At 72.3% G+C, this 17831-nt stretch carries 17 protein-coding genes; 9 read left to right on the forward strand and 8 right to left on the reverse strand.

Annotated elements, in window-relative coordinates; genetic code table 11:
• Window positions 1-150 precede the first annotated feature (150 nt).
• Window positions 151-1932, reverse strand: coding sequence for a proteasome ATPase (gene arc, locus GKC29_RS20075; protein ID WP_155332283.1), 1782 nt, complete (start codon window positions 1930-1932; stop codon window positions 151-153).
• A gap of 178 nt (window positions 1933-2110) precedes the next feature.
• Here arc and GKC29_RS20080 point away from each other — a divergent pair, with 178 nt between their 5' ends.
• On the forward strand, window positions 2111-2404 hold the full coding sequence (locus GKC29_RS20080) for a ferredoxin (protein WP_155334257.1): 294 nt from the start codon (window positions 2111-2113) through the stop codon (window positions 2402-2404).
• A 64-nt stretch (window positions 2405-2468) separates the two neighbouring features.
• Here GKC29_RS20080 and GKC29_RS20085 read toward each other — a convergent pair whose 3' ends face one another.
• From GKC29_RS20085 to GKC29_RS20095, 3 genes are all read right to left on the reverse strand, one after another.
• Entirely contained in the window at window positions 2469-3041 is a 573-nt protein-coding gene (locus GKC29_RS20085) for a hypothetical protein (protein ID WP_155332284.1), read from the reverse strand.
• A gap of 75 nt (window positions 3042-3116) precedes the next feature.
• Entirely contained in the window at window positions 3117-4115 is a 999-nt protein-coding gene (locus GKC29_RS20090) for a tRNA (adenine-N1)-methyltransferase (RefSeq protein ID WP_155332285.1), read from the reverse strand.
• Window positions 4112-5167: a M50 family metallopeptidase gene (locus tag GKC29_RS20095; RefSeq protein WP_155334258.1), complete on the reverse strand. Its 1056-nt coding sequence runs from the start codon at window positions 5165-5167 to the stop codon at window positions 4112-4114. The genes GKC29_RS20090 and GKC29_RS20095 overlap by 4 nt, the downstream gene beginning before the upstream one ends.
• Before the next feature lie 178 nt (window positions 5168-5345).
• On the opposite strand from GKC29_RS20095, the gene GKC29_RS20100 reads away from it, so the two are divergent.
• From GKC29_RS20100 to GKC29_RS20115, 4 genes are all read left to right on the forward strand, one after another.
• Window positions 5346-6260: a PD-(D/E)XK nuclease family protein gene (locus GKC29_RS20100; protein WP_155332286.1), complete on the forward strand. Its 915-nt coding sequence runs from the start codon at window positions 5346-5348 to the stop codon at window positions 6258-6260.
• Entirely contained in the window at window positions 6257-6973 is a 717-nt protein-coding gene (locus GKC29_RS20105; protein ID WP_155332287.1) for a response regulator transcription factor, read from the forward strand. The genes GKC29_RS20100 and GKC29_RS20105 overlap by 4 nt, the downstream gene beginning before the upstream one ends.
• A 336-nt stretch (window positions 6974-7309) precedes the next feature.
• Entirely contained in the window at window positions 7310-8077 is a 768-nt protein-coding gene (locus GKC29_RS20110; protein WP_155332288.1) for an ABC transporter ATP-binding protein, read from the forward strand.
• Window positions 8077-10626, forward strand: a complete 2550-nt coding sequence (locus GKC29_RS20115) for an ABC transporter permease (RefSeq protein WP_155332289.1) — start codon at window positions 8077-8079, stop codon at window positions 10624-10626. The genes GKC29_RS20110 and GKC29_RS20115 overlap by 1 nt, the downstream gene beginning before the upstream one ends.
• Before the next feature lie 88 nt (window positions 10627-10714).
• On the opposite strand, the gene GKC29_RS20120 is transcribed toward GKC29_RS20115, so the two are convergent.
• Both GKC29_RS20120 and GKC29_RS20125 read right to left on the reverse strand, forming a co-directional pair.
• Window positions 10715-11362 (reverse strand): HAD family phosphatase, encoded by a 648-nt coding sequence (locus GKC29_RS20120; RefSeq protein ID WP_155332290.1) that lies wholly within the window; start codon window positions 11360-11362, stop codon window positions 10715-10717.
• 150 nt (window positions 11363-11512) lie between these two features.
• Window positions 11513-12259, reverse strand: a complete 747-nt coding sequence (locus GKC29_RS20125; RefSeq protein WP_155332291.1) for a neutral zinc metallopeptidase — start codon at window positions 12257-12259, stop codon at window positions 11513-11515.
• 239 nt (window positions 12260-12498) lie between these two features.
• On the opposite strand from GKC29_RS20125, the gene GKC29_RS20130 reads away from it, so the two are divergent.
• Together GKC29_RS20130 and GKC29_RS20135 are read left to right on the forward strand one after the other, a co-directional pair.
• A complete protein-coding gene (locus tag GKC29_RS20130; RefSeq protein ID WP_155332292.1) occupies window positions 12499-12900 on the forward strand; it encodes a YciI family protein in 402 nt (133 codons plus the stop codon).
• A gap of 10 nt (window positions 12901-12910) precedes the next feature.
• The gene (locus GKC29_RS20135) at window positions 12911-14149 is read left to right on the forward strand and encodes an RNA polymerase sigma factor (RefSeq protein ID WP_155332293.1); all 1239 of its coding nucleotides are present in this window, start codon (window positions 12911-12913) and stop codon (window positions 14147-14149) included.
• 29 nt (window positions 14150-14178) lie between these two features.
• Here the strand turns inward: GKC29_RS20135 and GKC29_RS20140 are convergent, their stop codons facing one another.
• On the reverse strand, window positions 14179-15276 hold the full coding sequence (locus tag GKC29_RS20140) for a calcium:proton antiporter (RefSeq protein ID WP_155332294.1): 1098 nt from the start codon (window positions 15274-15276) through the stop codon (window positions 14179-14181).
• A gap of 241 nt (window positions 15277-15517) precedes the next feature.
• On the opposite strand from GKC29_RS20140, the gene GKC29_RS20145 reads away from it, so the two are divergent.
• Both GKC29_RS20145 and GKC29_RS20150 read left to right on the forward strand, forming a co-directional pair.
• Window positions 15518-15895: a hypothetical protein gene (locus GKC29_RS20145; RefSeq protein WP_155332295.1), complete on the forward strand. Its 378-nt coding sequence runs from the start codon at window positions 15518-15520 to the stop codon at window positions 15893-15895.
• 206 nt (window positions 15896-16101) lie between these two features.
• The gene (locus tag GKC29_RS20150; RefSeq protein ID WP_155332296.1) at window positions 16102-16308 is read left to right on the forward strand and encodes a bleomycin resistance protein; all 207 of its coding nucleotides are present in this window, start codon (window positions 16102-16104) and stop codon (window positions 16306-16308) included.
• A 310-nt stretch (window positions 16309-16618) separates the two neighbouring features.
• On the opposite strand, the gene GKC29_RS20155 is transcribed toward GKC29_RS20150, so the two are convergent.
• The gene (locus tag GKC29_RS20155) at window positions 16619-17488 is read right to left on the reverse strand and encodes a sulfotransferase domain-containing protein (protein ID WP_155332297.1); all 870 of its coding nucleotides are present in this window, start codon (window positions 17486-17488) and stop codon (window positions 16619-16621) included.
• Window positions 17489-17831: the final 343 nt, after the last annotated feature.

A 17831-nucleotide genomic window follows, 5' to 3' on the forward strand; every position in this document is an offset into this window, starting at 1 on the left:
GACCTACCTGCTTCGCTCGCCCGACCGGTCCCGCAGTCGAGCGTAGTCGGCGCCACCACCGATGGTGACGCGGCTGTCCGGCGTGGGCGCGCCCGGTGACGGGTGAGGGCCCGGGATGCTCGCGCGCCCCGGGCCCTCGTCGTGCCGTTGTCAGAGGTACTGGCCGGTGTTGCTGGCGGTCTCGATGGACCGGCCCGCCTCGGCGCCCTTGCCGCCGGAGACGAGCGTGCGGATGTAGACGATCCGCTCGCCCTTCTTGCCGGAGATGCGGGCCCAGTCGTCGGGGTTGGTGGTGTTGGGCAGGTCCTCGTTCTCGCGGAACTCGTCGACGCAGGCGTCGAGGAGGTGCTGCAGGCGCAGGCCCTTGCGACCGGAGGTGAGGAACTCCTTGATGGCCATCTTCTTGCCCCGGTCGACGATGTTCTGGATCATCGCGCCGGAGTTGAAGTCCTTGAAGTAGAGGACTTCCTTGTCGCCGTTGGCGTACGTGACCTCGAGGAAGCGGTTCTCCTCGGTCTCCGAGTACATCCGCAGGACGACCGCGTCGATCATCGCCGCCACGGTGGCCTGAGGGTCGCCACCGTGCTCGGCCAGGTCGTCCGGGTGCAGGGGCAGCCCGGGGAGGATGTACTTGGAGAAGATGTCCTTGGCCGCCTCGGCGTCCGGCCGCTCGATCTTGATCTTCACGTCGAGCCGGCCGGGGCGCAGGATGGCCGGGTCGATCATGTCCTCCCGGTTGGAGGCGCCGATGACGATGACGTTCTCCAGGCCCTCGACGCCGTCGATCTCGCTGAGCAGCTGCGGGACGATGGTGTTCTCCACGTCCGAGGAGACACCGGAGCCGCGGGTGCGGAACACCGAGTCCATCTCGTCGAAGAACACGATGACCGGCGTGCCCTCGCCGGCCTTCTCCCGGGCCCGCTGGAAGATCAGCCGGATGTGCCGCTCGGTCTCGCCGACGTACTTGTTGAGCAGCTCCGGGCCCTTGATGTTGAGAAAGAAGCTGGTGTGCTTCTCCTCGCCGCGCCGCTCGGCGATCTTCTTGGCCAGCGAGTTGGCCACCGCCTTGGCGATCAGCGTCTTGCCGCAGCCGGGCGGACCGTAGAGCAGGATGCCCTTCGGCGGCCGGAGCTGGTGCTCGCGGAACAGGTCGGCGTGCAGGAACGGCAGTTCCACCGCGTCGCGGATCTGCTCGATCTGCGCGTGGAGGCCGCCGATGTCGGTGTAGTCGACGTCGGGCACCTCCTCCAGGACCAGCTCCTCGACCTCGCTCTTCGGGATCCGCTCGTACGCGTACGCCGAGCGTGGCTCGATCATGAGCGAGTCGCCGGCCCGGATCGAGGTGCCGATCAGGGTCTCCGCGAGGTGCACGATGCGTTCCTCGTCGGAGTGGGAGACCACGAGGGCGCGGTCGCCCGCGGTGCCGCCGGGGCCGGCGAGCACCTCCTTGAGCATCACGACCTCGCCGACCCGCTCGTAGCCGAACGCGTCGACGATGTTGAGGGCGTCGTTGAGCAGGACTTCCTGCCCGCGGCGCAGCTCGTCCACGTCGAGTGAGGGTGAGACGGCCACCCGGAGCTTGCGGCCACCGGTGAACACGTCCACCGTGCCGTCGTCGTGCCGCGCCAGGAAGACCCCGTAGCCACTCGGCGGCTGGGCGAGGCGGTCGATCTCCTCCTTGAGCGTCACGATCTGCGCGCGAGCCTCCTTGAGGGTACTCACGAGCCGGTCGTTGTTCTCGGTCAGCCGCGCCAACTGAGCCTGGGTGGCCGCCAGCCGCTCTTCGAGCTGCCGGACGTGTCGGGGGCTTTCGGTCAACTTGCGCCGCACCAGAGCGAGTTCCTCTTGAAGGAACGCGACCTGCGTGGAGAGATCGTGGGCCTCCTTCTCCCACCGTGCGGCGCGCGAGTCCGCGTCGTCGCTGCGTGCCACGTCCCACCTCCCCGGGGGGCTTGAACGTTCTGACCTAACACTAGCCGCTATGAGGCCGATTCGGTCCCACGCAACGCCCTCGTCACCGAACCTTGATCGCCAAGGGTGGGCGCGGGGGCCGGTCCGGGCGTTCGGGTACCGTCGAGGCGTGGGACGGGAGAACATGGGGGGTGCGCCGGTGGCCGAGGTCGCGACCGACCAGCTGCAGGTCTGGGTTGATCAGGACCTGTGCACGGGCGACGGGCTGTGCGTGCAGTACGCCCCGGAGGTGTTCGAGTTCGACATCGACGGCCTTGCGTACGTCAAGGGTCCCGACGGTGAGCTGGTGCAGGCCCCGGGCGGCCGGGTGGACGTGCCGGAGCACCTGCGTCTCGAGGTGATCGACTCCGCGAAGGAGTGCCCGGGCGAGTGCATCCACGTCGTGCGCGGCAGCGACGGCGTCGAGGTGGCCGGCCCGGACGCCGAGGACTGACGCCGGCGCCCGCGGTGACCGGGTCCGCTCCGGTCCGGGTCACCGCAGACCGAGGAGGTACGCCTCAGAGCATCGGCCGGCCGACCACCGAGGCGACCAGCCGGGCGAACTCCTCCAGCCGGGCGATCTGCCCGGCTCCGCCGTCGTCGAGGGTCTTGCCGAAGCGCAGTGCGTCGTGCCGGGGCGCGCCGGTCGCCTCCTCGCTGGCCGGCGACTCGTCCAGCGAGGTCAGCAGCAGGTAGACGTCGATGCTGTCGACGCGCACCGTGCCGTCCTCGTCGCGGGTGAGGCGGCGCCGGCAGCCGACCTCGGTGACCGAGGAGACCGGCACCACCCGCAGCGACGACGTCATCGAGCCGGGCGGGCCCTCGCCGGGCGGGACGTCCTCGCCGTGCCAGAGGATCAGCCGGCTGCCGTCGCAGACGACGACCTCCTGCCAGACGCCGTTGACCTCGTTGACGAAGCGTTCCAGGGTGAACCCGAGCACGGAGGCGCCGCGGAGCACCCCGCCGAGCGCTTCGAGGGCGATGTCCGGGTCGCGCAGGTAGGCCCGGGCGGCGGACTCGAGGTCCTGGTACGGCGACCAGTCCGGGAACACCGCCGGCAGGTCGCCGCCGCCGAAGCCCGGCCGGTTCATACCGCCTCCCCGCACTCGCGCCGGTCCGCACCGACCGGCGTCCGTTCCGTCATTCCCAGCCGCCCGCCGCCGCCGTCACGGCTGCTCCGTCTCCGCCTGGCGGGGCTCCGCTCCGGCGGCCTGGGCGGCGGCCGCGGCCCGGGCGGCCTCCGCCTCGCGCAGTGCCGTGCGGCGCTGGACGTACGCCTCGGTGCCCTTGCTGGGCTTGCGGCGGCGCGGCGGGGCGGTGACCCCGGGGGCGAGCTTACGCGCGGACACCAGGAACGCGGTGTGGGCGATCATGCGGTGGTCGGGGCGGACCGCCAGGCCCTCGGCGTGCCAGTCCCGCACCAGGGACTCCCACGCCCGCGGCTCGGTCCAGCCGCCGCGCTCGCGCAGCGCCTCCACCAGCTCGGACAGCTGCGGGGTGGTGGCGACGTACCCGATGAACACGCCGCCGGGCAGCAGGGCCCGCTCGACCATGTCGAGGGTCTCCCAGGGGGTCAGCATGTCGAGGATGATCCGGTCGAAGCCGGTCTCCGGGTTGGTCGCGACGTCGCCGACGTGCAGCCGCCAGGCCGGGTGCGGGCCGTTGAAGAAGGCCTCGACGTTGCGCCGGGCGATCTGGGCGAAGTCGTCGCGCAGCTCCCACGAGTGCAGTTCGCCGGTGGGCCCGACGGCGCGCAGCAGGGAGCAGCTGAGCGCGCCGGAACCGGCGCCCGCCTCCAGCACCTTGGCGCCGGGGAAGATGTCGCCCATGGCGACGATCTGTGCGGAGTCCTTCGGGTAGATGACCTGGGCGCCGCGGGGCATGGACAGCACGTAGTCGGCGAGCAGCGGCCGCAGGGCGAGGAAGGCGGTGCCGCCGCCGGCGGTGGTGACGACGCTGCCGTCCGGCTGGCCGATCAGGGCGTCGTGCTTGAGGATGCCGCGGTGGGTGTGGAACTCCTTGCCCGGTTCCAGCGTGACCGTGTGCATCCGCCCCTTCGGGTCGGTCAGCTGCACCCGGTCGCCGGGCCGGAACGGCCCGCGGTGGACCGGGGGCGGCGTCGGGGTGTGCTGGTCGGCGGGTACGGCGGAGGGAGTTGCGGTCACGTGTTCATCTTCCGGTGAGGTTCGAGCAGCTGAGCCAGATCCACGATGTGCAGGATGCCGACGACATCTTCGCCTGAGGTCACCACGTACTGTGCGCCCGGGTGGTGCTGGACGGTCTCCATCACCTGGTGCCCGTCGAGGCCGACCGGCATGGCCGGCAGGCCGGCCAGCGAGCGGGACACCGTGTCGACCGCCACCCAGGGACGGCGTTCCGTCGGTACGGCCGCCGCGGTGGCCGGGTCGACCAGGGCGAGCGGGCGGCCGGCGGAGTCGGTGACGAGCAGCGCGGCGCCCGGGTCGGTGCCGTCGCGGCGGCGCTGCGCCTCGGCGAGGGGCGTGCCGGTGGGGACGGTGACGACGGGCCGGGCCAGCCGGGACAGGTCGATGAGCGGGAACCGCCGGCTGACCCGGGCCACCCGGATGGACTGCCCGGCGCCCCGCCACAGGGTGAACGCGACCAGCAGCATCAACGGCAGGGCGAGCGGCGCCAGCTGGCGGGTGAGGGTGAGCAGGGCGACCAGCGCGGCGGTGCCGACGGCGACGGCGCGCCCCACCCAGCCGGCCACCTCGGTGCCCCGGTGCCGGTCCCGGGTGACCGCCCAGACGGCGGCCCGCAGCGCCCGGCCGCCGTCGAGCGGCAGCCCCGGCAGGATGTTGAACACCGCGACGATGACGTTGCTGACCGCGAGCTGGAAGGCGAGCTGGTTGACCAGGGTGCCGTCGGGCAGGGCCAGGGTGGCGGCGACGGCGGCCGCGCCGAGCACGGCGGAGACGGCCGGCCCCGCCAGGGACACCAGCAGGTCGACCCGGGGCGACGGGGCGTCGCGGTCCATCTCGGTGTAGCCGCCGAGCAGTTCCAGGGTGATTCCGCGTACGCCGATGCCGTACCGCCGGGCGGTGAGGGCGTGGCCGAGCTCGTGCAGCAGCACCGAGCCGAGCAGGGAGACGACGAAACCGAGGCCGATGAGGTAGCCGCCGGCCTGCGACAGCTGCAGCTGGTCGCGGGCGAACTCCGCGTACAGCACGGTGACGACCAGCGCGAGCAGCACCATCGACGCGCTGAGGTGCAGCGGCACCCCGAACACCCGGCCGACGGTCAGCCCGAGGCGCCCGTCCGGCCGGCGGGACGGTCGCGTCTTCTGCTCCACCGGCCCGATGCTACGCGGCGCGGATCATGTGCCGGAGCGGCGACGGCGGCGGTGTCGGACCGGTGCCCTACCCTTTCCGGACATGACGGCGGATCCGGTGACGACGCAGCAGCCCCCGCTCCCGGCGGAGGTGCCGGCCACGGTGCGGGCGTCGCTGTCCCCGTCGCGCGCGGCGGATTTCAAGACCTGCCCGCTGCTCTACCGGTTCCGCAGCATCGACCGGCTGCCCGAGCGGCCCAGCGTGGAGCAGGCGCGGGGCACGCTGGTCCACGCGGTGCTGGAGCGGCTGTTCGACCTGCCGGCGGCCGGGCGCACCCCGGCCGCCGCCGGCGACCTCGTGGCCCCGCAGTGGGAGCGGCTGGTCACCGAGCAGCCGGAGCTGGCCGGTCTGTTCGCCGACGGCGACGAGGCCGCCCGGTCGGGGTTCCTCCGGTCGGCGGCGGCGCTGCTGGAGGGTTACTTCGCGGTGGAGGATCCGCGCCGGCTGGAGCCGGCCGAGCGGGAGAGTCTGATCTCCGCGGTCGTCGACGAGGAACTGCTCATCCGGGGCTACCTGGACCGCCTCGACGTGGCGCCGGACGGCGCGCTGCGGGTGGTCGACTACAAGACCGGTGGCGCGCCGCGGGAGGCGTTCGAGGCGCGGGCGCTGTTCCAGTTGAAGTTCTACGCCCTGGTGCTGTGGCGCACCCGCGGGGTGGTGCCGCGGGTGCTGCGCCTGCTCTACCTGCGCGACGGCGAGGTCTGCGACTACGCGCCGGACGCCGACGAGTTGGTGCGCTTCGAGCGCACGGTGGTGGCGCTGTGGCGGGCGATCGAGGCGGCCACCGCCGCGCAGGACTTCCGCCCTCGACCGAGCCGGCTGTGCGACTGGTGCAACCACCAGGCGCTGTGCCCCAGCTTCGGGGGCACGCCGCCGCCGTTCCCGGCCGCCCCGGCCGCCGCCGACCCGCTGCGCGACGCCCGGTCCCGTCCGGCGCCGCCGGGTGCGGACGAGTGACGGCCTCCGGCGCCGCCGGCACCGACCCGGGGCGGCAGGCCGCGGTACGGCGGCCGGTGCGCATCCTGATCGCCGACGACCAGCCGCTGCTGCGCACCGGTTTCCGGATGGTGCTCGGCGCCGAGGAGGACTTCGACGTCGTCGCCGAGGCCGGCGACGGCGTGGAGGCGGTGGAGCTGTCCCGCCGGCTGCTGCCCGACGTGGTGCTGATGGACGTGCGGATGCCGCGGCTGGACGGGGTGTCCGCGACCCGCGCCATCGTCGAGTCCCGGCTGCCGGTGCGGGTGCTGGTCCTCACCACGTTCGACCTCGACGAGTACGTGGTGGGCGCGCTGCGCGCGGGGGCGCGCGGCTTCCTGGCCAAGGATGTGCCGGCGGCGGACCTGGTGTCGGCGATCCGGGCGGTCGCCGCCGGGGACGCGGTGGTCGCCCCGCGGATCCTCGGCCGGCTGTTGGACCGGTTCGCCGGTCTGCTGCCCGACCCGGCGGCGGCCCCGCCGCGGGTGCTCGACACGTTGACCGACCGGGAGCGCGAGGTGCTGGTGCAGGTCGCCCGCGGCCTGTCGAACGCGGAGATCGCCCGGGCGCTGTCGGTCAGCGAGACCACCGTCAAGACGCACGTCGGTCACGTGCTGACCAAGCTCGGTCTGCGGGACCGGGTGCAGGCGGTGGTGCTCGCGTACGAGTCGGGTCTGGTTCGTCCCCGCGCGTAGCGGGCGGTCCGCCCGGGGCGGGTGACCGGCGTACCGGTGAGGGTCCACCGGCGGGACGGCGACGTTGCGGTCGCCACCTACCGTGACCAACGACGGCGCGGCGGGGTTGACCCTCACGCGACGTCACTGTTCAGGATCGGTCTCGACCGCCGGGAAATCGGCTCGACCGGTCACCGGATCAGGGGCAACCCTGAGTGGCGGTCGGGGGCACCCGCAGCCCGAAATCCGCCACGGCTCCACCCGGAGTCGGACGGACCCGCGGCGGAGAGCGCCGAAGATTGGTTACGCGCCGGACCAGCGGGGGCGGTGCGTTTCGGACGACGAGAGGAAGATGACGTGACCGCGACGGTAGGCCGTCAGGCGCAGGCCGCGGCCCGCGCGAGCGACGTGTGGAAGGTGTACGGCAGCGGCGAGGCGCAGGTGATCGCGCTGCGCGGGGTCAGCTGCGAGTTCGAGCGGGGCCGGTTCACCGCGATCATGGGCCCGTCCGGCTCCGGCAAGTCGACGCTGATGCACTGCCTGGCGGGGCTGGACTCGGTGACCCGGGGCACGGTGTCGATCGGCGACACCACGGTCACCGGGCTCGGCGACGCGGGGCTGACGAAGCTGCGCCGCGACAAGGTCGGGTTCATCTTCCAGCAGTTCAACCTGCTGCCGACGCTGACCGCCAAGGAGAACATCCTGCTGCCGCTGTCGATCGCCGGCCGCAAGCCGGACCCGGCCTGGTACGACACCGTGATCGACACGGTGGGCCTGCGGGACCGGCTGGGGCACCGGCCGGCGCAGCTGTCCGGCGGGCAGCAGCAGCGGGTGGCGTGCGCGCGGGCGCTGGTCGCCCGGCCCGACGTGATCTTCGCCGACGAGCCGACCGGCAACCTCGACTCCCGGGCCGGCGCGGAGGTGCTGGGCTTCCTGCGCCGCTCGGTACGCGAGTACGGGCAGACCATCGTCATGGTCACCCACGACCCGACGGCCGCCGCGTACGCCGACCGGGTGGTCTTCCTCGCCGACGGGCAGATCGTGTCCGAGCTGGTCGAGCCCACCGCGGAGACGGTGCTGGACACGATGAAGAAGCTGGACACCCCGGCCGAGGTGGGCAACTGATGTTCCGGGCAACCCTCAAGAGCCTGCTGGCGCGCAAGCTCCGGCTGATCCTGTCCGGGTTGGCGGTGGTGCTCGGCGTCATGTTCGTCTCGGGCGCGTTCGTGCTCACCGACACCCTCGGCCGGTCCTTCGACGCGGTCTTCGCCGACGCGTACGAGGGGGTGGACGTCAACGTCGCCGCGAAGCCGAAGGTGGAGCTGAGCGAGTTCGAGGGCGAGCAGGTGGCGGCGCCGGTGCCGGCCTCGGCGGTGGAGCGGGTCCGGGCGGTGCCCGGCGTGGACGAGGCCACCGGGATCGTGGCCGCCGACGGCGCGCGGCTGATCGGCAGCAACGGCAAGGTCGTCGCCTCGTTCGGGCCGCCTCAGCTCGGTGAGAACTGGGTCGGCGAGAGCGACCTGGTGCAGCTTCGCGAAGGCCGGGAGCCGCGCGCGGATAACGAGATCGTCGTCAACGCCGCCCTGGCCAAGGCGGCCCGGGTGTCCGTCGGCGACCGGGTCGGCGTGCTGACCCTTCAGCCGAAGCAGGAGTTCACCCTGGTCGGCGTCTTCGGCTACAGCGGGGGCCGCGACTCCATCGGCGGCGTCAACGAGGTCATGTTCACGACGCCGGTGTCGCAGCGGCTGATGCTCGGCGCGCCGGACGTGTTCACCAACATCACGGTCACCGCCGCCGACGGCGTGTCGGCCGAGAAGCTGCGCGACGACGTCGCGACCGCCCTCGGCGCCGGCTACGAGGTGAAGACCGGTGAGCAGCTGTCCGCCGACGCGTCCGCGGGGCTGAAGGAGGGCCTGTCCTTCTTCAACCGGATCCTGCTCGGCTTCGCCGCGGTGGCGCTGCTGGTCGGCACGTTCCTGATCCTCAACACTTTCTCGATCATCGTGGCGCAGCGCACCCGCGAGCTGGCGTTGATGCGGGCCATCGGCGCCGGTCGCCGGCAGATCATCGGTTCGGTGGTCCTGGAGGCGGTGGCGGTCGGCCTGATCGCCTCGGTGCTCGGCCTGGGCGCCGGCATCGGCATCGGCGCGCTGCTGGCGTACCTGTTCGGCAACCTCGCCGGTGGGCTCACCCTCGCCGGGATCGGCGTACCGGCCGCCGCCGTGATCGGCGCGTTCGGGGTCGGTCTGGTCATCACCGTGGTGGCGGCGCTGCTGCCGGCCCTGCGGGCGTCGCGGATCCCGCCGATCGCCGCGATGCAGGACGTGGCGACACCGGACCGGCCGCTCACCAAGGTCACCGTGGCCGGCTCGGCCGTCACCGCGATCGGTGCCACCCTGCTGTTCGTCGGTCTGGGTGGGCACGCCGGCGACAACACCCTCGCCACCATCCTCGGCGGTGTGCTGTTCGCCTTCATCGGGGTGGCGCTGCTGACGCCGCTGATCAGCCGGCCGGTGGTGAGCCTGCTCGGCGCGCTGTTCTCCTGGTCGGTGCCGGGCAAGCTGGGCCGGCTGAACTCCGGGCGCAACCCGCGCCGCACCGCGATCACGGCCGCCGCGCTGATGGTCGGCATCGCCCTGGTCACCGGGGTCACGGTGATCCTCGACTCGGCGAAGGGCAGCATCGGCAAGCTGGCCCAGGACACGATCAACGCCGAGTTGGTGATCGCCGGGGCGCAGAGCGGCCCCCGGCCGCCGAGCTTCGACCCCGCCGTCCTGGAGAAGATCAAGGCGATCCCCGGGGTGACGCTCGTCGACGGCACGTACGGCGACATGGCCCAGGTCGGCGACGAGCGCACCTGGGTGGGCGCGAGCAGCGACGTGGCGGCGCTGGGCCCGATCTTCGAGGCCAAGGCCACCGCCGGCGACATCAGCCGGCTCGGGCCGGACCAGATGCTGGTCAGCTCGGACGTCGCGAAGTCCCGCAACCTCACGGTCGGGTCCACCGTGCCGGTCCAACTGGCCCGGGGCGAACCGCGGACGTACACGGTCAGCGGCATCTACCAGAGCGCCGAGTTCCTCGACCCGGTGACGCTGCCGGTCGAGGCGACGCGGGACTTCACCGTCCCGCAGCCGATCATGGGCTTCATCCAGCTCTCCCCCGGCACCGCGAGCGCCGATGTGCTCCCGCAGGTGGAGACGCTGCTGGCGGACAGCCCGGAGGTGTCGGTGGCCGACCGGGACGCGTTCATCGAGCAGCAGACCGGTCAGCTCGACGGGCTGCTCAGGATGATCCAGATCCTGCTGGCGCTGGCCATCGTGATCGCGGTGCTGGGCATCGTCAACACGCTCGCGCTGTCGGTGCTGGAGCGCACCCGCGAGCTGGGCCTGCTGCGGGCGATCGGCCTGCGCCGGGCCCAGACCATGCGGATGATCACCGTGGAGGCGGTGGTGATCTCGGTGTTCGGGGCGTTGCTCGGCATCGCCGTCGGCACCGGCCTGGGCGCCGCCGTGGTGGAGGCGCTGCGGGACGAGGGCATCACCGACCTCGTGCTGCCGTGGGGCGACATGGGCGTGATGCTCGGCCTCGGTGCCGTCGTCGGGGTGGTCGCCGCCGTCCTGCCGGCCATCCGCGCCGCCCGCATCGACGTCCTGGGCGCCATCGCCCACGACTGAGGCACCGAGGAAGGGCCCCCGCTCCGCCTGTCTGGTGGAGCAGGGGCCCTTCCCGCTGCACGGTCCGGTGGACGGGGCGCGGGCCGCGTCAGGCCGGCGGTTCGCCGAGCAGCGCCGCGAGCAGTTCCAGGTCCGCGGCCGTCAGGCTCTCCAGCTGGTGTACGCCGTCGCGCGGCTCCAGCGGCGCCTCCGCCGGCACCGCGAGCACCGCCGCGCCGGCGGCGAGGGCACTGGCGACGCCGGTCGGGGAGTCCTCGATCGCCACACATCGTTCGATCGGCACGTCCAGCAGCCGGGCCGCCGTCAGGTAGGGCTCCGGGTGCGGCTTCGCGGCGTCCACCTCGTCACCGCACACCACGGCGTCGAAGCTGTCCCGCCCGAGGGTGTCGAGCGCGACCTCGACGAGCGCCCGGCCGCTCGAGGTGACCAGGGCGGTGGGGATGCCCGCCGTACGGACGGCGCCCAGCAGGGCCAGCGCGCCCGGCCGCCAGCGCAGCCCGGTGCGGAACAACTCCAGGATCCGGGCGTTGATCCACGCGGCGCTCGCCTCCGGGTCGCGCTCCGGCTGGCCCAGGTCGTCGTGGAGAATCCTCATCGACGCGGCCATGCTGGTGCCGACCATCGCCAGGCGGGCCGGCGCGGACAGGACCCCGCCGTACTCGGCCGCCAGCTCCCGCAGCGCGACGTCCCACAGCTTCTCGCTGTCGACCAGCGTCCCGTCCATGTCGAAGAGCACGGCGGCGGGGTGGTGGCTGCTCAGTGGGGACTCCTCACAGGTCGGCGTACCCGCTGATCCTTGCAGCCCTCGCCCGGCCGGCGCCGACGGTCCACGCCTGCAGTGACCTACGCCGCTGGCCGGCACCCCGGCGTCACCACCGTGCCGCCGCTACGTCAGGTCGCAGGCGTCCAGGGACTTCTCGTAGCCGCGGAAGAACGCGTCGGTGCGCTGCTCGGCGGTGCCGTGGGAATCCTCGGCGAACCAGGGCTGGTTCGGGTCGTCGCCGACGGCGAGCAGCCCTTCCCGGAACTCCTCCAGGTCGCCGTCGTCGAGGCGCAGCGTCCCCGACCGTACGGAGTCGCCGAGGAACGCGCCGGCCATGCAGTCGGCCTGCAGTTCCTGCTGGATGGTGAAGTTGTAGCGGATGCCGAGGCGGGTCTGGATGCCGTGGGCGTACTCGTGGCCGAGCAGGTAGAACACGAACGCGTCGCCGATCTGGCGGAACGCGCCGAAGGACCAGTTGACGTCGTACGCGATGTAGTCGCTGGCCGAGCAGTAGACCGCGTTGTTGCGGGGGATCTCCTGCCCACCGCAGCTCACTTCGCCGCTGCGGCGGTACGGGAGGACGCGGCGGATCGGTTGGAATGCCTGCCCCGAGGCGCGGAACTGCGCCGACCAGTACCGTTCGGCGATGCTCCGTGCGTCGGCGACGTCCTGCTGGAACTCCTCGACACTGGTCGTACCGTCGGCGCGGGTGGACTGCGCGCCGGGCGTACCCGATGATGCGGGCCGTTCGGGCGGCGGCGCTCCCCCGGGTTCGGAGGCTCCGCCCACCACGCAGCCGGCCGACGCCACCAGGGCCACCGTCAGGCCCACCAGCGAGGGTCCGCGCCGTCGTCCCGTCCGCGTCGTCACTGCGCCCTCCCCGGCGTCGGCGATGCGGCGTGCTGTACCCCGGCGGTACGCGCGTCATGCCGATCGCAGGTATCTACGCCGGGGGCGCCCGGACGGTTCAGCGACCCGCGCCGGACGGCACCGGTCGCGGCCGCGGTGCCGTACCCTCGGCGACCACCGTCTCCGATGTCCGGTCGGCGGCGGCGGCTTCGACGTCTCTGGTGAGCGGCGCCGACCGGCGTCGGGCGAGGAGAGACACCATGAAGTACATGATTCTGCTGTACGGCTCGCAGCAGGACTACGACGCGATGGCCGGCCGGCCGGGTGGCAGGCCGCCGATGTCGGCCGAGCAGGTCGCCGCGATGCACGCCCACATGGGGGCGGTCCACGAGAAGCTGGTCGCGTCCGGTGAGCTGGTCGACGCGCAGGGCCTGGTCGCGCCCGCGCACGCCCGCCGCGTCCAGCTCGACGGCGGTGTGCCGGTGGTGACCGACGGTCCGTACCCGGAGACGCAGGAGGTGCTTGCCGGTTTCACCGTGGTCGACTGCGCGAGCCTCGACCGGGCGATCGAGATCGCCGCCCAGTTCGTGAACCCGGACGCCCCCGGCGAGTACGTGGACGTCCGCCCGGTCGCCGAGGGCATCGAGGATCTCGACGGTTGAGGTGGGCGCGGTGACCGGCGAGCCCGCCGAGGACCTGCTGCGCAGCCTGGCGCCGCAGGTCCTCGGCGCGCTGGTCCGCCGGTTCGGTCATTTCGACACCGCCGAGGACGCCACCCAGGAGGCGCTGATCGCGGCCGCGGAGCGGTGGCCGCGCGACGGCGTACCCGATGATCCGAAGGCCTGGCTGGTCACGGTGGCCGCGCGGCGGCTGACCGACCTGCTCCGCCGCGAGCAGGCGCGCCGGCGCCGCGAGGACGCGGTGGCGCGGTGGGTGCTGCCCGCCGACCGGCTGGCACCGCCCGCGGACACGGATGCCGCCGGCGGCGACGACACGCTGGTGTTGCTCCTGCTCTGCTGCCATCCCGCGTTGTCGCCGGCATCGCAGATCGCGCTGACGCTGCGGGCGGTGGGTGGGTTGACCACCGCCGAGGTGGCCCGTGCGTTTCTGGTGCCGGAGGCCACGATGACCCGGCGGATCAGCCGTGGGAAGCAGAGCATCCGCGACAGCGGCGTGCCGTTCCGGATGCCCGCCGGGCCCGAGCGGGACGCCCGGCTCGCGGCCGTCCGCCACGTGCTCTACCTGATCTTCAACGAGGGGTACGCGGCCACGACCGGGCCGGCTCTGCTGCGCACCGACCTCTGCGCCGAGGCGATCCGCCTGGCCCGCCTGCTGCACCGGCTGCTGCCCGACGACCCGGAGGCGGCGGGGTTGCTGGCGCTGATGCTGCTGACCGACGCGCGGGCGCCCGCGCGGGTCGGGCCGGCCGGCGAGCTGGTGCCGATGGCGGAGCAGGACCGTAGCCGGTGGAGGGCCGACCAGATCGCCGAGGGGGTCGCCCTGGTCAGTGCCGCGCTTCCCCGCGGGCCGGTCGGGCCGTACCAGGTGCAGGCCGCGATCGCCGCCCTGCACGACGAGGCGCCGAGCGCGGCCGACACCGACTGGGCGCAGATCACGGCCCTGTACGAGGTGCTGACGGGGATGTCGGACAGCCCGGTGGTGGCGCTGAACCACGCGGTGGCGGTGGCAATGAGCCGCGGCCCTCGGGAGGGGCTGTCGCGGGTGGAGGCGCTGGCCGCGCAGGGACGGCTGGGCGACGACCCGAGGCTGCCGGCCGTCCGCGCACACCTGCTGGAGATGCTCGGCGACCGCGACGCCGCCCGGGCGGCGTACCTGTCGGCGGCGGAACGGTCGACGAACCTGGCGCAGCAGCGCTACCTGCACGCCCGCGCCGACCGCCGCACGCCCTGACAGCGCCGCGCCCCGGCCCGGCGCCCGGATCAGGGGCTGGCGGCGAGGAAGACGAACGCGGCGAGCAGCACCAGGTGCACGCCGCCCTGGAGCACGGTGGCGCGGCCGGGCACGACCGTCAACACCCCGGTCACGACGGTGAGGGCGAGCAGGGTCATCTGGGTGCCGCCGAGGCCGAGCAGCAGCGGCCCCTCCAGCCAGATCGACGCGAGCGCGATCGCCGGGATGGTCAGGCCGATGCTCGCCATCGCCGAGCCCAGCGCCAGGTTGAGGCTGATCTGCACGCGGTCGCGCCGGGCGGCGCGGGTCGCGGCGAGCGTCTCGGGGAGCAGCACTAGGAGCGCGATGACCACACCGACGAAGGACTGCGGCAGGTTCACCCGGGCGACGACGGCCTCGATGGTCGGCGAGACGGTCTTGGCGTCGCCGACGACGGCGACCAGGGCGACGAGCAGCAGGCCGAGGCTGAGCAGGGCGGTGCGGGTGGAGGGCGGCTCGGCGTGCCCGTCGGCGTCGACCGGTCGCCGGTCGGCGGTGACCGGCAGGAAGTAGTCGCGGTGCCGGCCGGTCTGCACCATCACGAACAGCCCGTAGAGCGCCAGGGACGCCACGGCGGCGAAGGCGAGCTGGGCGGGGCTGAACTGCGGGCCGGGCCGGCTGGTGGTGAAGTTCGGCACGACGAGACTGAGCACCGCCAGCGTCGCCACCGTCGCCAGGGCCCCGCCGGTGCCCTCGGAGTTGAACACCGCCACCCGTCGGCGCAGCGCGCCGAGCAGCAGTGACAGGCCGAGGATCCCGTTGCAGGTGATCATGACGGCGGCGAAGACGGTGTCCCGGGCGAGGGACTGGGCCTGCTCCCCGCCGCTGATCATCAACGTGACGATCAGGGCGACCTCGATCACGGTCACCGCCACCGCGAGGACCAGCGACCCGTACGGCTCCCCCACCTTGTGGGCGACCACCTCGGCGTGGTGGACGGCCGCGAGCACCGCGCCGGCCAGCAGCACCGCGACCACCAGGACGAGCGGGCCCGCGAGCTTGCGGTTCCAGGTCAGGGTGAGCACCAGGACCGCGAGCAACGGTACGGCGACGGTCCAGTCGGTCAGGCGGGATCGCAGCGCGGTCATGCCGTCAACACTGCCAGCAAATTTGATCATGTGCCCACTGGTCGGGGGCGTGAATTCCCGGCCGCCGCTGGGAGCTGACTCCCCGTCGCCGAGGTCCTGCCGGCCACCATCCGGCCGCCGCACCGCGTCCCCGGGGCGTCCCCCGAACGAGTGACGCGGGGACTTCTCGGCGAGTTGGACCGGGTGATGACGGAGGCTTGATAAACCGGACAAACCAGACAGCAACCGAGGCAGGCGTTCCATGACCTTCGAGGCGGACAGGCATACCCGCGAGATCCCGCTGGACCGCCCGCACCCCGCCGGAGACCCGACGCTCGAGATTGTCGAGTGGAGCGCGGGCTTCGGCACCGAGCTGGTGCTCTGCGACGGGGAGGGCATCCCGCTGGCGGCCCATCCGGCCCGGATTCCCGTGCCCGACGTCAGCTTCACCGCCTTCGTCAGCTGGGCCGGCTTCGACCCGGTCGACGTCGACCGGGCCGACCCGGGCCACGAGCCGTACCTCCCGGTACTCTCGCAGGTCCGCTCGGCCCTGACGGACCACTTCGCCAACCGGGCGCCGAGGCGGACGGCGGAGGGCGTCGAGGGCCGGAAGGGCGACGCGCTCGTCCTCGTCGGATGAGGCCGGCGTCAGCGCCCGCGGCGCCGCTTCCGTACCGGCGTCAGGGCATCAGGCCGAGCTGCGCCAGGATGGCTGCCAGGTCAGGGTGGGAGCTGAGCTCCACGAACCGTCCATCCTCCGGCCGAGCGAAGTACGCCCCCCGCCCGACGCTGGCTGCTCCAGGAGATCACGACCCGGCCACCGGGTCGGGAACAGGACGGTTGACCATGGACATCGACTCGCTCGCGACGCTGCTGCACGAGGCAGCCGATCGTCACGGCTCGTTCGAGGTGGCCGCGCCACCGCACGACTGGTGGGACTGGTACGCCGCGTACATGCACGCCCGCGAAGAGGGCAGCACGCCGGACGAGGCCGCCGCGGCCGCCGCGCGCTACATGGCGGACGTCAAGCACGTCGACGTCACGTCCGATTGACGCCCGGTGTAGCGCAGCCGTACGAGCCCCGACGCCGGCGTGCGAAGCGCACGATCCGCGCCGGGGCGTCACGGTTCCGCCGCCCGCACCGGCGATACCACCCATGCGGGTAGGCGCCGCAGCTCCTTGAGCGAGCGCTAGCATCCAGCTCGTGGAGGGCTTGTTCTGGATGGTCGCCATGCCGCTGTGCTGTCTGCTGGGCTGCCTGTTTCCATGTGCCGTCCTGGCGGCGTTGGCCACCTGGCCGAAGAAGGGCGACCGCTGGTAGCGACCCTCGCTTGTAGGGCGTCTCGCGCACATCGGCGCCGGCTCACGAAGAGCGGTCACGCGCAGGGTAGCCAAGAACCTCCACGAGATCGCCCGTCGCCGCGGTGAAGGCCTCATGGATCTCGTCATCGAAGTGATTTCGCCAATCGCCGGCCTTACCCTTCCGGTAGTGGGAGATCCGCCCCGGACTCTGCCGGTCCTTCCGCATCTTCGAGAAGCTGTAGCGGGAGACGAGGGCCTCCAGTTCGGATGGTGGCAGGGCGATCCCGCAGTGCCGCATCAGCTGATCCACCTCGTCGAGCTGACGCTCGCCGGTCAGGTCTTCATACCGGAACAGGCGGAAGGTCTCGGAACTCGGAGCAACCGCCCACGACCGGAGCTGCTTGAAGAGGTATCTCTCGGAGAGGCGACTGATGACGAACAGCAGCCCTTCCTTCATCGGCTTCTCCTGCAGAATCTTCCGCGCCTGCGGTATGTCGCCCATCGGCGCGTGGGAGTTCCGAAGGGAGAAATAGCTGGAAACGACGATGTCGCGCGGGTCCCGGATCACGAAGAACGCGCGGTAGGTACCGGGCTTCGCAATGTCCTGGAAGCGTGGGTAGGAGTGGAAGAGGGCCAGGGCCGCGCGTCCAGGCGGGACGACAGGCAGGGATCGGCGCTTGTAGAAGCGCGGATCGTAGGGCAACAAGCCGGAGTAGCGATACACCGTGGGATCGCTGAAGAGGGCCTTTATCCACTGGCTGCCCGTCTTGCGCACCGTGCAGTGATAAACGTTGTCATACTCGCATCGGGTGTCCACTGGGACGGTGAGCCGCACTTTGGCGTTGCGTGCTTCGAGCTGCGCCCGTCGCGCCACGATACGCATCGAATTGGGAGTGTGGTGTTTGGCGAAATCGACGGTGCGACTGATCATGTGTCCAAACCTCGTCCGTACCTACGACGCGGAGGCCGGTGTCCGGGTGGATTTCCAAGGCTTCGCCTTCTCCGCCCCGTACGCCGGCATGCCGCTAGGAATATCCCCGACGGTCCTATTCATGTCAACCCGGCGGCAATGGCTGCGGCGATCAGGCTGGCGGTGACGCCAGCGGCGTCGGTCCACCGTCCACAAGCTACGGCCGTGGGGTAGCCCGCGACCAGGACCGTCAGCGCCGCCAACACCGGGCGCGGCGGTGACGCTTCGTCTGCTGGATCACCGACGCATCGTACGGTCGCAACCTGCGCTGGATCGAGTTATCGAGGGTTCGGCGGCAAGTTCG

The sequence above is a fragment of the Micromonospora sp. WMMC415 genome, assembly GCF_009707425.1.
In the GTDB taxonomy this organism is placed as follows: domain Bacteria; phylum Actinomycetota; class Actinomycetes; order Mycobacteriales; family Micromonosporaceae; genus Micromonospora.